The sequence below is a fragment of the Streptacidiphilus cavernicola genome, assembly GCF_042510955.1.
Classification (GTDB): Bacteria; Actinomycetota; Actinomycetes; order Streptomycetales; family Streptomycetaceae; genus Streptacidiphilus; species Streptacidiphilus cavernicola.
This window is the reverse complement of the sequence record NZ_JBHFAB010000005.1, coordinates 176,454-195,267: the sequence shown is the minus strand read 5'-3', so window position 1 is coordinate 195,267 and position 18,814 is coordinate 176,454. Positions and strand designations below refer to the sequence as shown.

The following is an 18,814-nucleotide window of genomic DNA, read 5'->3' as shown; positions in this document are numbered from 1 at the left end:
CCGTGCTACTTGCCCTGCTTCTTCTTCGCTTCCTGGAGCTGCTTCTTCGCGGCCGTGGCGTAGATGTCCACGTACTCCTGGCCGGACAGCCGCATGATCTCGTACATCACCTCGTCGGTGACCGAACGCAGGATGAAGCGGTCGTTCTCCATGCCGTGGTAGCGGGAGAAGTCCAGCGGCGCGCCGATCCGGATGCCGGGCCTGACCCCGAAGTTGGGGCGGACCTGGCCGGGCGGCTGCAGCTTCTCGGTGTCGATCATCGCCACCGGGATCACCGGGGCGCCGGTGGCCAGCGCGATCCTGGCCACGCCGCCGACCTTGCCGCGGTAGAGCTTGCCGTCCGGCGAGCGGGTGCCCTCCGGGTAGACCCCGAACAGCTCGCCGCGCTCGATCACCGCGATGCCGCTGCGGATCGCCGCCTCGCCCGCGCCGCGGACGCCGGAGCGGTCCACCGGCAGCTGGCCGACGCCCTTGAAGAAGGCCGCCGTCAGCTTTCCCTTGACACCCTTTCCGGTGAAGTACTCCGCCTTGGCGATGAAGGTGACCCGCCGCCGCATCAGCGCGGGCAGGAAGAAGGAGTCCGAGAAGGAGAGGTGGTTGCTGGCCAGGATGGCGGGCCCCTGCGCCGGGATGTGGTCCATTCCCTCGACCCACGGACGGAAGAAGATCTTCAGCAGTGGAGCGACGATCATCTTCATCACTCGGTAGAACAACCCTGGCCTCCAGATTCGCGAACCACCCAGAACCATAGCCGCTCACAGCCGGGTGAGCTGTACGGCTGCCGCGCGCGCATGGGACGATGCACCCCACCCGTCCCCGCCCTCGCGTTCGGGCATCCCGTACGAGATCGAAGGAGCCGCAGATGCCGCTCATGCCCGGTGCCGAACCGTACCGCCAGCACGGCGGGCCGGTCGGAGTCCTGGTGTGCCACGGGTTCACCGGCTCGCCGGTCTCGATGCGGCCCTGGGCCGAGGCCGCCGCCGCCGAGGGTCTGAGCGTCTCGCTTCCGCTGCTGCCGGGCCACGGCACCGAGTGGCGCGATCTGAACGTCACCCGCTGGCCGGACTGGTACGCCGCCGCGGAGCGGGAGTTCGACCTGCTGGCCGAGGAGTGCGAGCAGGTGTTCGTCTTCGCGCTGTCCATGGGCGGCGCGCTGGCGCTGCACCTGGCCGCGCGGAAGGGGACGGCGCTGGCCGGGCTGGTCCTGGTGAACCCGCTGGTGCGGATGCCCGGACAGTCGCACCGCGCGCTGCCGGTGGTCCGGCACCTGGTGCCGAGCCTGCCCGGGGTCGCCAACGACGTCGCCAGGGAGGGCGTCTCCGAGGGCGGCTACACCCGCACCCCACTGCACGCCGCGCACTCGCTGGCGGCGCTGGCCCGGGTGGTCCAGTCGGAACTGCCCCAGGTCACCCAGCCGGTGCTGCTGTTCCGCAGCCGGCAGGACCATGTGGTGCCCGCGGCGAGCAGCGAACTGCTGCTCTCCCGGATCTCTTCCACCGATGTGGAAGAAAGAGTGCTCGAACGCAGTTTCCATGTGGCGACACTGGATCACGACGCCGAGCTGATTTTCGACGGCAGTCTCGACTTCGTGCGGCGGCTCACCCCCGCCGCGAAGGGATGAGCGGTATGCCGGACCTGCCCGAGGTTCCCGAGGAGCCGACCAAGGAGCCCGCCGAGGCGCTGGACGAGGCGCTGCTGGACGACGCCCTGGTGGACGCCGCCGACGGGCCCGCCGCGGACGCCGCCGAGCAGCCGCCGGGGGCCACCGACGACGAGCTGTTCGCCCGGCTGGTGGCCGGCTTCGACGACCCGGTGGAGGCCGCCGACCGTTCCTGGCCCGCCGCCGAGGACGTCGCCGACCTCGCCCCGCAGACCCGGCCGCGCCCGGCCGAGCCGCTAGTGCGGCTGCCGCGGATCCAGGCGATCCCCCCGGTAGACCCGCGCGCGTGGACCCCGGCCGAGGACCCGGACGAGGACCACTACGTCCCCCCGCCGCCGCCCCCGCTGCCGCGGACCGAGGCGCCGACCCGGCTGGCGATCGTCGCGCTGGTCGGCGGGATGGTCCTGTTCCTGGTCTCGGCGATCGGCTACCTCCCCGAGCTCGGCGGGATGGGCGAGCTGCTCGGCATCGCCTTCTTCATCGGCGGAGTCGGCACCCTGTTCGCCCGGATGCGCACCGGGGACGACGATGACGACCACGACGACCCGCAGCGCGGGGCCGTGGTCTGATCCCGGCAGGGCGCTAGCCCGCCGCCGGGATCCGCAGCACCGCCAGCAGCGGCAGGTGGTCGGTCGCGGCGGTGAGGTCGGCGGCCCGCACCCCGGCCAGCCCGTCCGGGACCCCGCAGGCCAGCACCTCGATGCCGGGGGTGGCGAAGACCGCGTCGATCCGCTGGTAGGGGTTCTTCGGGACGGAGGTGAACTCCGACCCCCAGGGCGCGGTGGCCCAGCCGTCCTGCAGCCGGTCGGCCAGCAGGGTCCAGCCGCGGTCGCCCGGGTGCTCGTTGAAGTCGCCGCCGACCGCCCCGAGCCGGGCGCCGACCCGGTCCAGCTGCTCCAGCAGTGCCTGGAACTGGGTGTAGCGCTCGTCCTGGTTCAGCGACAGATGACAGCTCGTCACCGAGAAGGGCTCGGCCGCGCCGAAGCGGACCACCGTGGTGGCGAACCCGCGCTGGTGCAGCTTCGGCCGCTTCGGCAGCAGCAGGTCGTGCACCGACACCGGGTTCGCCCGCAGCCGCCCGAGCAGCAGCGGCCCGGACGCGCTGGGCCCGCCGGAGAGCACCATCAGCCCGGTGCTCCGCGCCAGCCAGGCCGCCTGCGGCCGGGGGAACCAGAACCGCGGCGACTCCTGGACGCAGACCAGGTCCGGGTCGCAGGCCCGGACCACCCGGGCCAGCGCGGTGCGGTCGTCGCGCAGCGAGCGGATGTTGTAGCTGAGCAGCCGGACTACCTCGGATCCGTCGGGCCGCGGGCCGGAGGCCGGGAGTTCAGGCGTCATGGCGTCAAGTCTGGCACCGCCGGGCGGTGTCCGGCATGCGGAAGCCCCCGTACGCGCAGCGCACAGGGGCTTCACAAAGTGACGGCCGGGACGTCAGCGGCGGGTGGGACGCCGACCCCGGCCGCCCGCGGTCAGACCTGGCGGGCCAGGTCGCCCGCGCCGGCGATCCCGGCGGCCGAGCCCAGCGAGGCCAGCACCACCTCGGCACGGGGCCGGTGCACCCCGCCGATCAGGTGCTTCTCGAACGCCTTGGCGACCGGGTCGAGCAGCAGGCTGCCGGAGTCGGCGACCCCGCCGCCGAGCACGAACACGGCCGGGTCGAACAGCGACGCCAGGTCGCTCATGCCGCGGCCGAGCCAGTCCGCCAGCTCGTCGTAGACCTCCAGGGCGAGCGGGTCGCCCTCCTCGGCGGCCTGGGTGATCTGACTGCCGGTGATGGTGTCGGCGATGCCCTCGTTGAGCTCCAGCAGCCGCTTGCCCAGCACCGGTTCGCTGCCGGCCCGGTCCCGCCCGTAGCGGCGCAGCGCGCGGCCCGAGGCGTACTGCTCCCAGCAGCCCTTGGAGCCGCAGCCGCAGGGGATGCCGTCCGGCACCATGTTGAGGTGGCCGATCTCCCCGGCCACGCCGAAGCTGCCCCGGTACATCCGGCCGTCGAGGACGATGCCGCCGCCGATGCCGGTGCCCACGGTGATCATGATCATGTCGTTGTGCCGGGCCGCGGCGCCGAAGCGGAACTCGCCCCAGGCCGCCGCGTTGGCGTCGTTCTCGATCACCGTGGGGAGGTGCACCAGGTCCTCGATGCGGGCCTTGAGCGGCTCGTTCTCCCAGTCGATATTGGGAGCCATGATGACGGTGGAGCGGTCCCGGTCGATGTACCCGGGGGCTCCGACACCGACGGCGGTGACGTCGTGCTGCTCCCTCAGTTCCCGGACCGCGTCCGCGATGGCGCCGACGGCCCACTGCGGATCGGCGGGCGTGGGCACCCGCGTACGGGCCAGGATCGCGCCGCTCTCGTCGACGACCCCGGCTGCGATCTTGGTACCCCCGACGTCGACGCCGATGGTCAGTCCCATGTGTCCCTCAGTCTCCGCTGGCTTCCCCGCTGGCCGGTACCGTACCTGCCCGGACGGGCCCGTGCACACACCTGTGCGTACATTAGCCGAAGACAGACGGGATAGGTGACGTCGGACAGCCTTCAGGAGTCGTAGCCAAGGATGAGAGCGCTCCCTCAATCCAGGTCGATCTGCTCCGAGGCGGCCGGCTTCTCCGCGGTCCAGCGCCGCTCGGACGACTGCACCGCCGAACGGTAGGCGGCCAGAAGCTCCCCACCTGCTGCGATGAGGTGGCCGTAGACCTCGGGGTGCTTGCTGCGGAGCGGGGCGGCCAGGTTCTGCAGGGCCCCCAGGCTGTCGCCGCCGCCAACGGCGGAAGAAACCGCGGTAACTTTCTCGCCAAGGGACGACGCGAACTTGCGCACCTCCTCCACCAGCGGGCCCAACTCCGGCCCGAACAGCTCGGACCCGGCGGTCGGGGCGGCTTCGGGCACCGGCTCCGAGCCGGGCCCGGGGATCGACGCCCCCGCGCCCTCGGCCACGGCCTGGGCCCAGACGTCCTGATCGCGGTCGTCGGCAGTCGTCATAGGGTTCCGCTCCTTCTCCGAAGTTGCTTCCGACGCTACCCCAAGGTTCCAGCGGCGTCGGCGTTCTGACTCGACGAACCTGGACGGCTACTCAGCGCGGCCACAGCGCCGGGTCCGGGCTGAACCGGACCGCGAGCACCCCGTCCCGCAGCGCCGCGCCCGCGACCGTGCAGCGGCGCAGCGCGGACGGCAGGAGCAGGGTGCGGCGGTAGGCGCCGACGCCGAGCACCAGCTCGTCCCCGCGCCGGATCAGGTCCAGCTCCCCGCGTTCGGCGCCGGGCAGCGGGATCCGCCAGACCAGTACCTGCCCGGCGGCGTCCGCGGCGGCGTCCGCGTCGCCGTCCGGCAGCTGCTCGACGGTCCACTCCGGGAGCGGGCCCGCGGCGGCCGGGTCGGGCCCGGCCAGCGCGGCCAGGTCGGCGCGGCCCTCCGGCTCCCGCCCGAGGTGGCCGAATTCCAGCACCGGGGCGTCCCATTCCTCCCGCAGCACGGCCAACTGCCGCTGCTGGGACCGGTGCAGCGCGCCGAGGAAGGGCTCCGCGGAGTCCGGCAGCAGCCGGTTCACCAGCAGCGCGTCCACCCGCCGACCGTGTAGGGCGAGACCGGCCCTGGCGCCGCGCAGCGCGGCCGTCGCGGCCGGCCCGGCCGGGGCGTCGACCACCAGCCGCAGGCTGGTGCCGGGGGCGTCGGTGACCGCGCGCACCTCGGCCAGCTCGGCGGCGGCCCAGCCGCGGGCCTCGAAGATCCAGTCGCCCGGCATCGGCACCCCGGCCACCGCCGCCAGCACCGGCCGCAGCGCCCGCGCGGCCTGCCGGTTCTCCGGGACCAGCCGGCCCAGGTAGCGGTCCAGCTGCTCCGGCAGGGCGAGCGCGGCGAGCAGCTCGGGCACCGGCGGCGCGTCCACCACCAGCACCTCCCAGCGGCCGGAGCCGCCGTGCGTGCGCAGCGCGTCCAGCAGGGCCAGGTGCACCGCGCCGGGGAGGGCGCTCAGTTCGTCCCGGTCCAGCGGGTCCACGCCGAGCAGGTCGAACAGCGGCTTGGCCCGGCCGAGCAGCCGGGCGGCGGCGTCCCGGAACGCCTCCTGCGGGTCCAGCCGCGCCGCGTGCAGGGCCCCGGCGGCCTCGACCTGGCGCGGCTCGGGCCCGAGCCCGGTGTCCAGCAGCCGGTCCAGGGTGCGGTGCGGGTCGTCCACGGCCAGCAGCAGGGTGCGCCGGCCCGCGGCGGCCTCGGCCAGCGCGGTGGCCGCGGCCAGGGTGCTGCGCCCGCTCCCGCCCGCGCCGCTGACCAGGACGACCCTGGTGCCCTGCGGCATCAGGCCCCGGCGCCGGTGGCGCCCCCGTCGGCGGCGCCCTGTTGGGACTCGACCCGCTTCTTCAGCCCGGCCAGGGCCCGGTCGATGATGACCTTCTCGGCCTTGCGCTTGATCATGCCCAGCATCGGGATCTTGACGTCCACCGCCAGCTGGTAGATCACCTCGGTCCGGCCGGGGCCGGCCGGGGCCAGGATGTAGGAGCCGTCCAGGGCGCGCAGCATCTGGCTCTGCACCAGGGTCCAGCTGACCTGGCGGTCGCCGTCCCAGGTGTAGGCGAGGACGTGCTCGTCCTTGATGGCGCCGGCGTCCAGGAGCAGGCGCACCCGGTCGGCGCGGCCCCCGCTCTCGCCGAGCACCTCGATCTCCTTGACCTCGCCGGTCCAGGCCGGGTAGGCGGCGAAGTCCGCGATCACCGCCATGATCTGCGCGGGGGTCGCGTCGATGGTGGTGCTCGACCTGGTGTGCTCCGCCATCGGGTGGCCTCCGGGTATCGACGTGCTGGAACGTGCGGGCTGGACGTGCTGGCTGACAGGGTCTGAAGGCTACCGTTTCACCACTCCAGCACCCAGGGCCGCCCGGTGGAACGGAAGTGTCCGACGTTGACGCACTCGCTGCGCCCGATCCGCATCCGCCGGGCCAGCGGCTGGTGCACGTGGCCGAACAGCACGTAGCCGGGCGCGGTGCGGTGGATCGCCTCCAGGATCGCCTCGCTGCCGCGCTCGAACCGCCGGGCGACGGTGTCGTAGGTGAGGTCGGGGACGGCCGGCGGGATGTGGCTGCACAGCACGTCCACGCTGCCCAGCGCGGCGACCTTGGCGGCGTAGGTCTCCTCGTCCACCTCGTAGGGGGTGCGCATCCTGGACGGCAGCCCGCCGCCGACGAAGCCGAAGGTGCGTCCGCCCAGCTCGACCACCTGGCCGTCCAGCACGGTCACCCCCTCGCGGGCGAAGTCCGGCCAGAGGTCCGGACGGTCGACGTTGCCGTAGGTGGCGTAGGTGGGGTCGGGGAAGGCGGCGAAGAGTTCCGCGTACTGGCGCCGGACCGCCTGCTCGGTGGCGGTCTCCCGGTCGGTGTCCAGACCGGCCCAGAGCTGCCGGGAGAACTCCCTGGCCTCCTCGAAGCGGCGGGCGTTGCGCAGCGCGACGATCCGGGTGGCGTTCTCCGCGCCGAAGAGGTCGGGGAAGATCCCGCGCGAGTGGTCCGCGTAGTCCAGGAACAGGATCAGGTCGCCGAGGCAGAGCAGGGCGTCCGCGCCGTCCCCCGCTCGGGCGAGGGCCTCGCTGTTGCCGTGGACGTCGCTCACTACATGCACCCGCATGCCGCCACCCTATCCACCGGGCCGCCCCTACCTGCGGGTCACCTCGGCGCTGCCGTACTGTTCGGGTACCGGCGGGCGGTGTGACACTGCAGACACGCCGTCCCTCTACCGCACTTATGCTACCGGGAAGTAACATCCTGGCGTCCCGCAGCGTCGCAGACCGAGGAGCAGTCTTGCGTGAGTTCAGCCTTCCGGCACTCTACGAGGTGCCGAGCGGCGCAAACCTCACCGATCTCATCCACGCCAACGCGGAGCGGCACCCCGCGGTCGCGGTGGTCAGCCGCAAGGCGGACGGGCACTGGGAGGACCTCACCTCGGTGCAGTTCCTGGCCGAGGTGCGCCGCGCCGCCAAGGGCCTGATCGCCTCCGGCATCGGCCCCGGCGACCGGGTCGGGCTGATGTCGCGGACCCGCTACGAGTGGACCCTGCTGGACTTCGCCATCTGGTGCGCGGGCGCGGTCACCGTCCCGGTGTACGAGACCTCCTCGGCCGAGCAGGTGGAGTGGATCCTCGGCGACTCCGGCGCGGTCGCCTGCCTCGTCGAACTGCCCAGGCACGAGACGGTGGTCGGCCAGGTCCGGGACCGGCTGCCGGAGTTGAAGCAGCTGTGGCAGATCGAGAACGGCGCGCTGGCCGAGCTGGCCGCGGCCGGTGCGGACGTCCCGGACGCCGCCGTGGAGGAGCGCCGCTCCGCCCTGGCCCCGGACACCCTCGCCACCGTCGTCTACACCTCCGGCACCACCGGCCGCCCCAAGGGCTGCCAGCTGACCCACGGCAACTTCCTGGGCGAGCTGGGCAACGTGGTCGCGCTGCTCGGCCCGCTGTTCCGGACCGGCGAGTCCTCGGTGCTGCTGTTCCTGCCCGAGGCGCACGTGCTGGGCCGGATCGCCGAGGTCTCGGCCGCGCTGGCGCCGATCAGGATCGGCCACCTGCCCGACATCAAGGACGTGGTGGCGGAGCTGAGTGCGTTCCGGCCGACGCTGATCCTGGGCGTCCCCCGGGTGTTCGAGAAGGTCTACAACTCGGCGCGGGCCAAGGCGCAGAGCGAGGGCAAGGGCAAGATCTTCGACCGGGCCGCGGACACCGCCGTCGCCTACAGCAAGGCACTGGACGACGGCGGGGCGTCGATCGGGCTGAAGCTGCGTCACAAGATGTTCGACGTGCTGGTCTACAGCAAGCTGCGGGCCGCGCTGGGCGGCCGGGCCACCCACGCCATCTCCGGCGGGGCGCCGCTGGGCGAGCGGCTGGGCCACTTCTACCGGGGCATCGGCTTCACCGTCCTGGAGGGCTACGGCCTGACCGAGACCTGCGCCGCGATCGCGGTCAACCCGTACGACAAGCCGCGGATCGGCAGCGTCGGACGGCCGGTCCCCGGCTCCTCGTTCCGGATCGCCGACGACGGCGAGGTGCAGCTCAAGGGCCCGCAGGTGTTCACCGGCTACTGGCGGAACCCGGCGGCCAGCGCCGAGGCGCTGACGGACGGCTGGTTCGCCACCGGCGACCTGGGCTCGCTGGACGCCGACGGCTTCCTCACCATCACCGGCCGGAAGAAGGAGATCATCGTCACCGCGGGCGGCAAGAACGTCGCCCCGGCCGTGATCGAGGACCGGATCAGGGCCCACCCGCTGATCGGCGAGTGCATGGTGGTCGGCGACCGCAGACCGTTCATCGCCTGCCTGATCACCGTGGACCCGGAGTTCTTTCCGACCTGGAAGAAGCTCAACGGCAAGCCGGACGCCGCCACCGTCACCGACCTGCTCCAGGACGCCGACCTGCTCGGCGCGGTGCAGTCGGCGGTCGACGACGGCAACGCGGCGGTCTCGCACGCCGAGGCGGTGAAGAAGTTCCACATCCTCGACACCGTGCTGTCCGAGGACTCGGGCCACCTCACCCCCTCGCTGAAGCTCAAGCGCGCGGTGGTGCTGAAGGACTACGCGGCCGAGATCGAGGCGCTCTACACCAGCCGCTGAGCCACCAGCCGCTGAGCCCGGCTCAGAGCAGCTCGGCCAGCCGCCCGGCCAGCAGGTCCCAGCGCCAGCTGTGCTCCACCCAGTCCCGGCCCCGTGCGCCCAACCGGGCACGCAGGGCCGGGTCCTGAAGCAGGGTCAGCAGCCGGTCGGTGAGCTGGACCAGGTCGCGCCCGGGGACCACGTAGCCGGTCTCGCCCTCCAGCACCGCGTCCGGCGCGCCGCCGGAGTCCCCAGCGACCACCGGCAGCCCGGTGGCCGAGGCCTCCAGGTAGACGATGCCCAGGCCCTCCACGTCCAGGCCGCCGCGCCGGGTCCGGCAGGGCATCGCGTAGACGTCGCCCGCGCCGTAGTGGGCCGGGAGTTCGGCCCAGGGCACCGATCCGGTGAAGCGGACCGCGTCGGCCACCCCGGTCTCCCGGGCCAGCCGCTCCAGGTCCGCCCGGTACGGGCCGTCGCCGACGATCAGCAGCACCGTGTCCGGCTCCGCGGCCAGCACCCCGGGCAGCGCCCGGATCAGCGTGTCCTGGCCCTTGCGCTTCACCAGCCGGGAGACGCAGACCACCACCGGACGCGAGCTGAGCCCCAGCCGGGCCCGCACCTCGGCGCCGCCCGAGTCCGGGTGGAAGGTCTTCTCGTCCACCCCCGGCGGGACCTGGCGCATCCGCGCCGCCGCCGCCGGGCCGACCGCCGCGGCGATCCTGGACCGGGTGTACTCGCCGAGGTAGGTGAGGGTGTCGGTGCCCGCGCCGATCCGCCGCAGCAGCTGCCGCGAGGCCGGGAGCTGGGCCCAGGCCGCCTCGTGACCGTGCGTCATCCCGAGCAGCCGCTCCGCCCCGGCCCGGCGCAGCGCCGGGGCGGCCAGGCCGAGCGGGGCCGCCGCGCCGAACCAGACCGAGCCGCAGCCCTCCGCCTTCAGCACCTCCGCGGCGCGCCGGGTGACCCCGGGCGTGGGCAGCAGCATCGTGGTCCGGTCGCGGACCACCGGGAACGGCTGCTCGGCGTCGAATCTGGCCACCTCGGCGCCGTCGCGCCAGGTCGAGGCGTACACCACGATCTTCTCGGGGGGCATCCGCAGCGCCATGCTGTGTACGAAGGTCTGGATCCCCCCGGGCCGGGGCGGGAAGTCGTTGGTGACGATGAGCGTCTTGTTCATTGCCTTCTTCGGCCTCGGTCCGGCGTCCTCGGTGCGGCGGTACTTGCTCAGTACGATAGGCCAGTGCGGCAGCCGCACGGGTATCGGCGTCCCCGCGGGCGCGCCCCTGCCCATCTCCCGTCCCGGGCGAGGTTTCCATCAGCACTCCGCACTCCCTGCTCCCCCGCTCCCCCGCCGGGTCCGTGCCCGCGCCGTCCGGGCGGCGGACGCCGCAGCCCCTGCGCCCGGGGCGGCCCGCGTTCCGGCGGGACTGGGCCGGGCCGGTCGTGGCCTGGACCCTCGGCCGGGCGCTGGTGCTGGCGGCGGTGCTGGGGCTGCTGCCGTTCGCCCGGCAGGACGTCAGCAGCGACGTCAAGGTGATCTACCAGGGCTGGGCCCAGCTGCTGTCCACCGGCACCTTCCCGCTGGACGACGTGACCTGGCAGTACCCGCCGCTGGCGGCGCTGGTGATGGTCGTCCCGCACTGGCTGCCGTGGTCCTACTTCACCGGCTTCCTGGTGCTGGTCGCGGTCAGCGACGCGCTGGTGCTCGGGCTGCTGCTGCGTGCCTCGCGCCGGGGCGGGCCGCTGGCCGGGGCCTGGCTCTGGGCCGGCGCGGTGCCGCTGCTCGGGCCGACCGCGTACTGCCGGTTCGACCTGGTGGTGACCGCGGTCGCGGTGACCGGGCTGCTGGCGTCCGCCGCGCGGCCCCGGCTCGGCGGGGTGCTGGCCGGGCTGGGTGCGATGCTCAAGGTGTGGCCCGCGCTGACCGTACTGGGCGCCCCGCGCGGCCCGCGGACCAGGGACGCCTGGGCCGCGGCGGCGGTGTCCGCGCTGGCGGTCGGCTTCTGCTACGCGGTGACCATGGTCGGCGCGTTCTCCTTCCTCGGCTTCCAGGAGAACCGCGGGGTCGAGGTGGAGTCGCTGGGCGCGCTCCCGTTCTACCTCGCGCACCTGTTCGGCTGGGGCGGCCGGGCCGAGATGCACTACGGCTCCACCGAGTTCCTCGGCACCGGGGTGCCGACGGTCGGCCGGCTGATGGTGCTGTGCACGGTGGCCGGCTTCGGCTGGCTGCTGCTGTGGCGGGTCCGGGCCCGGCGCTGGACCGCGGCCACCCCGTTCGACGCGGCGCTGGCGGCGCTGCTGCTGTTCACCGTCACCAGCCGGGTGATCAGCCCGCAGTACCTGCTCTGGCTGATCGGCGCGGCGGCGGTGTGCCTGACCTCGGCCCGGACCACGCAGCGGCCGACGGCCTGGCTGATCGCCGCCGCGACCCTGTGCACCTACCTGGAGTTCCCGCTGCTGTTCGGTCAGTTGGCGGAGTTCCGACCGCTCGGCGTGGTCGTCCTGTGCGTCCGGAACCTGCTGCTGGCCACCGCCACGGCGGTCTCCTGCCGCAGGCTCTGGCGGGAGACCGTCCGCGCCGACGGCCGGTAGCCGCCCGGAACGTCAGGCCTTCGCCCTGGCCGCGGTGAGCAGGTCTCCGCGCCACTGGGCGGTGAACGCGGTGAGGCCGAGGCCGATGGTGCGGCGCAGCGCGGAGTCCACCGCGGCGTCCTGGCCGCCGCTGCCGCCGGCCGCGGCGACCGCCGCGTACAGGGCGACCAGCCGCGGCTCGCCGTGCCGCTGCACCACGCTGCGGCAGGCGAACCAGGCCTGCTCGTAGGCCTGCGGCAGGCCCGTGGCCGAGCCGTCGAAGGCGGCGTCGGCCGGGAGCGCGTCGGGGACCCGCCCGGCCGCGAGGTCGGCGAACAGCTCGGGGGCGATCTGACGGGGCGTCCGGCCGGTGCCGAGGTAGCCGGTCCAGTTGGCCGCGCCCTCGGAGAGCCAGCGCGGGGTCCACTGCTCAGTGATCGCCCTGGTCGCCACATGGGTGGTCTCATGGGTGGTGACGACCCGTCGGCCGAGCGCGTTGAGGGTGTCCCAGACCTGCGGGTTGAGGGTGATCCGCTCGGTCCGCCCGGCCTCGGCCGGGCCCAGCTCCCCGGTGGTGACGGCGGCGATGGAGGCGTAGGCGAGCGGGTCCACCCCGAGCAGTCGGCCGAACTGGTCCGAGGCCAGCGGGGCCAGCAGCACCGTCCGCTCGCCCCAGGACCGCCCCCAGACCGCGCTGACCGCCGGTACCGCGCGGTCCGCCTGGTCCGCGACCGCCTGCAGTGTGCTCTGCCCGCGCAGCCCGAGCACCAGGCAGCTGCGGCCGTGCACGACGGTGACCGGGCCGAGGTCCCAGAGCTGGACCGCGCCGCCGGGGCGGTCGCTGTCGGAGGACAGCAGCCAGCCGCCGTCCGGCTGCCGGACGGCGGTCAGGTACTGGGTGGCGGTGACCGGCACCGAGTCGAAGCCGGAGAGCCGGTAGCCGAACTCCACCTGGACCGCCCGCCGCGGGTCGGTCCCGCCCACGCCGGTCAGCACCGGCGGCAGCGGGAACGCGTCCAGCCGCTGGACCGTGTAGCTCCAGCTCGCGACCGGCACCTGGGCCAGGTTCGCCAGCATCGCCGCCTGGCTGTCCCGCAGCGCCTGCGCGGCGTCCGGGACGGTGTCGGCCAGCGCCTGCTGGTCCCTGGCCAGCACGGCGGCGGCGCGGGCGTCCAGCAGCCGCTGGATGCCGGCGCGGGCCTCGGCGTCGGCGGCGCTCCCGGAACTCCCGGCCGACGCCGCGGAACCGGACGCGGCGGCCGACGCGTCCTCCTCCTGGTCGCGGCGGTGGTCGTGCCACGCCGCGCCGCCGAGGCCCCCGGCGGCGAGCAGCGCGACGGCGCCGCCCGCGAGGACCGTCCTCCTGCCTGCCGCCATCACCGCACTCCCTCAGACCCGGACCACCCCCGCCACGGGCATGGAGTCCACCGGCTCGTAGCGCACCCTCGCGCCGGGGTAGGGCGCATGGATGACCATGCCGTTGCCCGCGTACATCCCGACGTGGTGGTGGTCGCTGTAGTAGATCACAAGATCTCCCGGGCGGGCCTGGGAGAGCGGGACCAGCCGCCCCGCGTACATCTGTTCCTGCGAGGTCCGCGGCAGCCGCACCCCGGCGTGCTGCCAGGACCAGTACATCAGCCCGGAGCAGTCGAACGAGCCCGGCCCGGTCGCCCCGTACACGTACGGGCGGCCCAGCGCGCTGCGGGCGGCGGCCAGCGCCACCGCCGCGCTGGCCGACGCGGGCCCCTCGCCGACCGGCAGCACCGACTCGGCCGCCGCCGCGGCCTGCGCGGAGACGTCCTCGACCTGCTGCTCGGCCTGCGCCAGCGCGCTGCGCTGGGCGCCGTCCAGCCCGGCCAGCAGCGCCCTGGCGTGGCCGAGCTGCTGCTGCACCTGCGCCTTGCTGCCGGCGATGGACCGGCGCAGCGACTCCAGCCGGGCCAGTTCGCCGACCGCCTCGGTGCGGTCCTGGGCCAGCTGCCGCTGCTCGGCCTCGACCTGGTGCAGGGTCTGCGCGGTGGAGGCGTCCACCTGGTCGGCGCTGCTGGCCTGGGCCAGGTACTGGTCCGGGTGGGCGCTGAACAGCAGCCGCACCAGCGGGTCCATCCCGCCGCCCTGCCGGTACTGGGCGCTGGCCAGCTCGCCCATGCCCGCTTCCATGGTGTTGATGTGCTGCTGCTCCACCGCGACCCGCTGCTGCAGCAGGCCGGAGCTGCGCAGCAGCGCCTGCTCCTGCTCCTTGGCCCCGTCGTACTGCTGCCCGGCGACCTCGGCCCTGGCGTACAGGCTCTGCACCTGCTGCCGGACCTGGTCCGCGGTGGCGGGGGCGGCGGGGTCGGCCAGGGCGCTGCCGCCGCCGGCCAGGACGGCGGCGGTGGCCGCCAGCACGGTCGCGGCGCTGCGGGAGAGCGTGGTCACTGCGGAGTGCCGGCCCAGTGGTCGGGCCCGTCGGTGAGACGCCACGAGGGCGGACTCCATTCGTCCGGTGCCGGTCCCGCCCGCGCGACGCCGGCTGCGTCGGCCCAGGATGTCCGGCGGTCCTCCGGTGCCACCCGGGAGGGCGGTCGACGGCGCGGAGGGCCGAGCGCAGACGTTAGCGAGTCGGACACACCGAGTCCAAACCCCTGATATGACGAATATTCGGACCAATTACGCACATTTGAACGAAAGGGCATGTCGCCGGGGGTGGCGCCGGACAACGCGAAGGGCCCGACCCCCCGTCAGGGGTCGGGCCCGTACGGCCGTTTGAGTGGCTGCGGGCCTATCGGCCTACAGGTGCCGCATCGCGTAGATCGAGCCGATCTCGCTCATCTTCTCGTACTTGACGACGGTCCCGGTGTGCGGGGCGTGCAGGATCTCGCCGCCGCCGGCGTACATCCCGACGTGCGAGTCGTTGTTGAAGAAGACCAGGTCGCCGACCTGGAGGTCAGCGGTGGAGGCGACCGCGGTGCCGACGTCCACCTGGTCGTAGGTGGTGCGGCCGATCGACACGCCGGCCTGGGCGTAGGCCCACTGCATCAGACCGGAGCAGTCGAAGGAGTTCGGGCCGGTCGCGCCGTAGACGTAGGGGTCGCCCAGCTTGGTCTGCGCGGCGGCGAAGGCGGTGGCCTCGGCGGCCGAACCGGCCTTGACCGAGCCCGGGTGGTAGCTGCTGCTGGAGCCGCTGTTCTCGGCGTGGGTGACCGCGGCGCGCTGGGAGGCGGTCAGCGAGGCGAGCTTGGCCTTGGCGGCGGCGAGCTTCTTCTGCACGTCGGCCTTGGAGGCGGAGAGCTGCTTGCTGGTGGCGTCGAGCTGCTTCAGCTTACCCTCGGCGTCGGCCTTCTCCCGGTCCAGGGTCTTCTGGTCGGACCTGAGCTGGTCCAGCAGGGCGGCCTGGCTGTCGGTGACCTGGCCCATGGTGGAGGCCTGGTTGAGGTACTCGGTGGGGTTCGCGGAGAGCATCAGCTGCACCGAGGGGTCGATCGACCCGCTGCGGTACTCCGCGCTGGCGACCTGGCCGAGCACGGCGGACTTCGCGGTCACCGAGGCCTGCTGGCGCGCGACCTGGTCCTGCAGGGTGGTCACCTGCTTCTGCAGGGTCTGCTGCTGGGACTGGGCCGCGTCGTACTTCTGGACGGCGGCGTCGGCGTCCTGGTTCAGCTTGTCGATCTGGGCCTTCAGCTGAGCCGTGGTCTGGGTGGGGGCTGCCTGCGCCGACTGGGTAGCGGTCGCGGCGAGCGCGACGGTCGTGGCGGCGGCGGCGGTGAGCACGGTTATCCGTGCACGGGTCGGACTCTTCGGTCGACGATGGGACGCCACGAAGGCGAGCTCCTTCTTCCTACGGCCGCCTACCGGGTGAGCTGACGGGTTCGGGCTGGAAGACGTGCCCTACGGCGCTTCACCGGCGGGGGCCGGCCTGGCGTCGATTCACCCCGAGGAAACATGGTTCCCCGGCTCCGAACTGACGGCCGGGGGCCGTACGGTCGGACTCGGCGGAAACCTCCGCTGCCACCCTGGTGGGTGATCGACTTCGCGGTGGTTCGATCGATGACACTAGTGACCCGAACGTGATCTATTCAAATCCCTGTAAGTAAAAACTCTTTTAGGTTTCGATGATGCATCAACTGCACGACCGAACGTAGTCATTGGATGACCGCATCAGATCGACATGGCGCTCAAATCGGACATACGCCCGAGGCTTTCGGGGCCCGTGTGACGTGAGTCACAGATGGTCGAGACGGGGCGTCAGAAGCGCCGGACCGCCACGATCGTGCCGAAGTAGGACAGCGGCTGGATATCCACGGTCAGGCCCGGCCGCGGCGCGCTCAGCAGCATCCCCTTGCCGGCGTAGAGGCCGACGTGGTCGCCGCTCTCGTTCACCACGATGTCGCCGACCCGCATCTGCGAGAACGGCACCGCGGTGCCGACCGTCTCGTCCGAGTAGGAGTAGTGCGGCAGCGAGATCCCGGCCTGGGCGTAGGCCCACATCACCAGGCCCGAGCAGTCGAACTGGTTCGGCCCGGAGCCGCCGGGGACGTACGGGGCGACGTTGACCTTGCTCATCGCGGCCAGCATCGCGGTGCGGGCCGCCGCGGAGATCCCGGAGAGGTCGATCTGCGAGACCGACATGTAGCTGCTGCCGGACGACGGCGGGGTGTAGCCGCCACCGCCGGCCGGCGCGTTCACCACCACCCGCTGGGCCGGGGTGAGCGCGTCCAGGATGCCCTGGGCGTGCTTGAGCTTCGCGTTGATGGAGGCCTTGGCCTGCTGCATCTGCTTCAGCAGCGCCTGCTGGGCCTTCAACTCCTGTGCGGCCTGGGCCTTCTCGGCGGCCAGGGTGTGCTGCTGGGCCACCAGCTGCGCGATCAGCGCGGCCTGGTTGCTGTCCACCTGGTTCTCGGAGGACGCCTGGGTCAGGAACTCGGTGGGGTTCGCGGAGAGCATCAGCTTCACCGTCGGGTCGACCGAGCCGTCCCGGTACTGCGCGCTGGCCACCGCGCCGAGGGTGGTGGTCTCGGTGTTGATCACGGCCTGCTGCCGGGCTATCTCGTCCTGGAGGATGTTCACCTGGTGCTGCAGCGCCTGCTCCTGGGCCTGCGCGCCGTCGTACTTCTCCGACGCCGCCGCGGCGGCGGTGCGGTCCGCGTTCACCTCGGCCTTGGCCTGGCCGGTCGTGGTGGGCGCCGCGCTGGCCGCGGTCTGCGCCGAGAGCGCCACCGCGGTCGCGGCGGCTGCCGTGAGGATCGTCACGCGTGCACGGCTCGGCTGCTTCGTACGACGGTGTGAGACCACGGAGCCGGGTTCCCTTCGGGCAGGCCAGGTACAGAAGTTCGAAGGGAGACACTAGTGATGAATCCGTGAACTTGTCGCCCCCGCCGGGGGTGCTGGGCGGAATTGTCCTCAATGTCTGGTGCAGGTAAGAGGTTTGAAGCGGCTACTCAGGTGCGGATCAGCCGCTTCAGCAGCATCGCCGAGGGCACCGGCCTGGCCCCCGCCTTGCGCACCCCGTCGGCCACCTCGCGGTCGGTGGAGACCACCACCACCGGACGCCCCTCCGGCTCGGCCCGGACCAGACGGCGGATCAACTCGTCGGCGGTCTCCCCCGATCGGCTGAACAGCACCCGCACCCCGCGGGTCGGCGCCATCGGCACCGGCGCGTCCAGGTCCTTGCCGTCGAAGACGCAGGTGACCTCGGCGCGGCTGTGCACGGCCAGCATCGAGAGGCCGTTCAGCAGCCGGGCCCGCTGCTTCTCCAGCGGCAGCGTCGGATAGCCGCTCTTGGTCACGTTGTAGCCGTCCACCAGCAGATGGGTGTGCGGCAGCGCGAGCAACTGGTCCAGCAGCGCCGGGTCGTCCGCGTCCAGCGCGCGCCGGGCCACGTCGTGCGGGGACGCCGTGGCCGGCAGCACCGCCTCCACCGCGTCGGCCGGGCGGCTCCCGGACAGCGGCGGCAGACCCAACTCGCGCTGCAGGCCCTGGGTTCCCTGCAGCACCACGTCCAGCAGCAGCCGCAGCCGCATCTCCTCCGCGCTGCGGCCCTCCCGGGACGCCCGCCTGGCGGTCTCCAGCGCCGCCTCCGCCTCGGTCACCCGGTGCTTGAGCCGGCGCACCTCGCTGTCCACCGCGCCGCGCTCGGTCGCGCCGGCCGAGCGCAGCGCCTCCAGCTCGGCCCCGACCTTGCGGGTCGCTGCCTCGGCGCGCTTGGTGTCCGCCTCCAGGCTGCGCAGCCTGCGGCGGAGCGAGTCCCGCTCCTTCTTGACCTCGTCCAGCTCGGCCCGGCCGCGCTCGGCCTCGGTCCTGCTGGTCTCGCGCAGCGCGGCGAGCTCCGCCTGCAGCTTCTCCACCAGCCGGGCCGCCTCGGCCGCGGCCCCCTCGGACTCGGCCCGCTCGACCTCGTCGCCCGCGTCGCCGACCAGGCGGCTCCAGCCCGGCGGACGCAGCAGGTACGCCACCGCGGCGACGTCCTGCGGGTCGGCGGCGGCCGGGACCTGGCCGCTCTCCAGCGCCGCGACCAGGTCCGGCTGGCCCAGGCGCACCCGCTCCGCTATCCGCGACCGGAAGCCGGGCTCGGTCTCCAGCGCGGCGGCGATGGCGGTGGCCCCGCGACGGGCCCGCTGCACCGGGGTGAACTTGGCATACGGCCGCAGCCGGTGCGGCAGCTCCCCGGCGGGCACGGCCGTCAGCCCGTCCGCGGCCAACCCGACCACCCGCCGCCGCACGCCCTCCGGGAGGGGCCGCCCCAACCGCTCCGCGGAGCCGCCTACGGCGGCGGGGTCGGCGTCGGCGGCGGGCTCGGCTTCAGACACGTCGGCGGGCTCGCCCTCAGGAACGTCGGCGGACTCGCCTTCAGCGGGGTCGGCAGGCGCGGCCTCAGAAGCGGCGGCGGGCTCGCCCCCGGAGGCGTCGGCCTCAGGAGCGGCGGCGGGCTCGGCCTCGGAGGCGTCGGCGGGCGTGGCGAAGGGGAGCTCGGCGTCGTTCGGCCTGTCGTCTCGCTCCACCATGTCCTGTGCTCCGATCCGGTCCCCGGCCCTCTTCGCCCGGCCTCAAGACT

At 73.4% G+C, this 18,814-nt stretch carries 17 protein-coding genes and 1 riboswitch; of the genes, 4 read left to right on the top strand and 13 right to left on the bottom strand.

The annotated features are described in order from the left end of the window. Positions 1-5 precede the first annotated feature (5 nt). Positions 6-692 carry a lysophospholipid acyltransferase family protein gene (locus ACEZDE_RS09060; protein ID WP_380534324.1) on the bottom strand — a complete coding sequence of 229 codons (687 nt, stop codon included), beginning with the start codon at positions 690-692 and terminating at the stop codon, positions 6-8. A 170-nt stretch (positions 693-862) separates the two neighbouring features. On the opposite strand from ACEZDE_RS09060, the gene ACEZDE_RS09055 reads away from it, so the two are divergent. Both ACEZDE_RS09055 and ACEZDE_RS09050 read left to right on the top strand, forming a co-directional pair. Further along, positions 863-1,621, top strand: coding sequence for an alpha/beta hydrolase (locus ACEZDE_RS09055; RefSeq protein ID WP_380534322.1), 759 nt, complete (start codon positions 863-865; stop codon positions 1,619-1,621). A gap of 5 nt (positions 1,622-1,626) precedes the next feature. After that, positions 1,627-2,229 carry a hypothetical protein gene (locus tag ACEZDE_RS09050; protein WP_380534321.1) on the top strand — a complete coding sequence of 201 codons (603 nt, stop codon included), beginning with the start codon at positions 1,627-1,629 and terminating at the stop codon, positions 2,227-2,229. A 13-nt stretch (positions 2,230-2,242) separates the two neighbouring features. Here ACEZDE_RS09050 and ACEZDE_RS09045 read toward each other — a convergent pair whose 3' ends face one another. From ACEZDE_RS09045 to ACEZDE_RS09020, 6 genes are all read right to left on the bottom strand, one after another. Then, positions 2,243-2,998 (bottom strand): endonuclease/exonuclease/phosphatase family protein, encoded by a 756-nt coding sequence (locus ACEZDE_RS09045; protein WP_380534319.1) that lies wholly within the window; start codon positions 2,996-2,998, stop codon positions 2,243-2,245. Positions 2,999-3,129: 131 nt separating this feature from the next. Further along, complete coding sequence (locus ACEZDE_RS09040) at positions 3,130-4,071, bottom strand: ROK family glucokinase (protein WP_380534317.1); 942 nt, start codon at positions 4,069-4,071, stop codon at positions 3,130-3,132. Positions 4,072-4,226: 155 nt separating this feature from the next. Beyond that, positions 4,227-4,637 carry a DUF5304 family protein gene (locus tag ACEZDE_RS09035; protein ID WP_380534315.1) on the bottom strand — a complete coding sequence of 137 codons (411 nt, stop codon included), beginning with the start codon at positions 4,635-4,637 and terminating at the stop codon, positions 4,227-4,229. Between the two features lie 91 nt (positions 4,638-4,728). After that, entirely contained in the window at positions 4,729-5,949 is a 1,221-nt protein-coding gene (locus tag ACEZDE_RS09030; protein ID WP_380534313.1) for an ArsA family ATPase, read from the bottom strand. Continuing rightward, on the bottom strand, positions 5,949-6,422 hold the full coding sequence (locus ACEZDE_RS09025) for an SRPBCC family protein (protein ID WP_380534312.1): 474 nt from the start codon (positions 6,420-6,422) through the stop codon (positions 5,949-5,951). Before ACEZDE_RS09025 ends, ACEZDE_RS09030 begins: the two co-directional genes overlap by 1 nt. A gap of 77 nt (positions 6,423-6,499) precedes the next feature. Continuing rightward, positions 6,500-7,267, bottom strand: a complete 768-nt coding sequence (locus tag ACEZDE_RS09020) for a metallophosphoesterase family protein (RefSeq protein WP_380534310.1) — start codon at positions 7,265-7,267, stop codon at positions 6,500-6,502. Between the two features lie 173 nt (positions 7,268-7,440). Between ACEZDE_RS09020 and ACEZDE_RS09015 the strand changes: the two genes are divergently transcribed. Beyond that, positions 7,441-9,237, top strand: coding sequence for an AMP-dependent synthetase/ligase (locus ACEZDE_RS09015; RefSeq protein WP_380534308.1), 1,797 nt, complete (start codon positions 7,441-7,443; stop codon positions 9,235-9,237). A 22-nt stretch (positions 9,238-9,259) separates the two neighbouring features. Here the strand turns inward: ACEZDE_RS09015 and ACEZDE_RS09010 are convergent, their stop codons facing one another. Next, positions 9,260-10,390, bottom strand: a complete 1,131-nt coding sequence (locus tag ACEZDE_RS09010) for a glycosyltransferase family 4 protein (RefSeq protein ID WP_380534307.1) — start codon at positions 10,388-10,390, stop codon at positions 9,260-9,262. A gap of 182 nt (positions 10,391-10,572) precedes the next feature. On the opposite strand from ACEZDE_RS09010, the gene ACEZDE_RS09005 reads away from it, so the two are divergent. Continuing rightward, positions 10,573-11,805, top strand: a complete 1,233-nt coding sequence (locus ACEZDE_RS09005; protein ID WP_380534305.1) for a glycosyltransferase 87 family protein — start codon at positions 10,573-10,575, stop codon at positions 11,803-11,805. Positions 11,806-11,817: 12 nt separating this feature from the next. Here ACEZDE_RS09005 and ACEZDE_RS09000 read toward each other — a convergent pair whose 3' ends face one another. From ACEZDE_RS09000 to ACEZDE_RS08980, 5 genes are all read right to left on the bottom strand, one after another. Beyond that, positions 11,818-13,161 carry a hypothetical protein gene (locus ACEZDE_RS09000; RefSeq protein WP_380534303.1) on the bottom strand — a complete coding sequence of 448 codons (1,344 nt, stop codon included), beginning with the start codon at positions 13,159-13,161 and terminating at the stop codon, positions 11,818-11,820. Positions 13,162-13,173: 12 nt separating this feature from the next. Further along, positions 13,174-14,247, bottom strand: a complete 1,074-nt coding sequence (locus tag ACEZDE_RS08995; RefSeq protein ID WP_380534301.1) for a C40 family peptidase — start codon at positions 14,245-14,247, stop codon at positions 13,174-13,176. 306 nt (positions 14,248-14,553) lie between these two features. Then, entirely contained in the window at positions 14,554-15,534 is a 981-nt protein-coding gene (locus ACEZDE_RS08990) for a C40 family peptidase (RefSeq protein ID WP_380534299.1), read from the bottom strand. A 58-nt stretch (positions 15,535-15,592) separates the two neighbouring features. Then, a riboswitch (cyclic di-AMP (ydaO/yuaA leader) is annotated at positions 15,593-15,768 on the bottom strand. Between the two features lie 240 nt (positions 15,769-16,008). Then, positions 16,009-17,013, bottom strand: coding sequence for a C40 family peptidase (locus tag ACEZDE_RS08985; RefSeq protein ID WP_380534297.1), 1,005 nt, complete (start codon positions 17,011-17,013; stop codon positions 16,009-16,011). Between the two features lie 188 nt (positions 17,014-17,201). After that, positions 17,202-18,764, bottom strand: a complete 1,563-nt coding sequence (locus tag ACEZDE_RS08980) for an NYN domain-containing protein (protein ID WP_380534295.1) — start codon at positions 18,762-18,764, stop codon at positions 17,202-17,204. Positions 18,765-18,814: the final 50 nt, after the last annotated feature.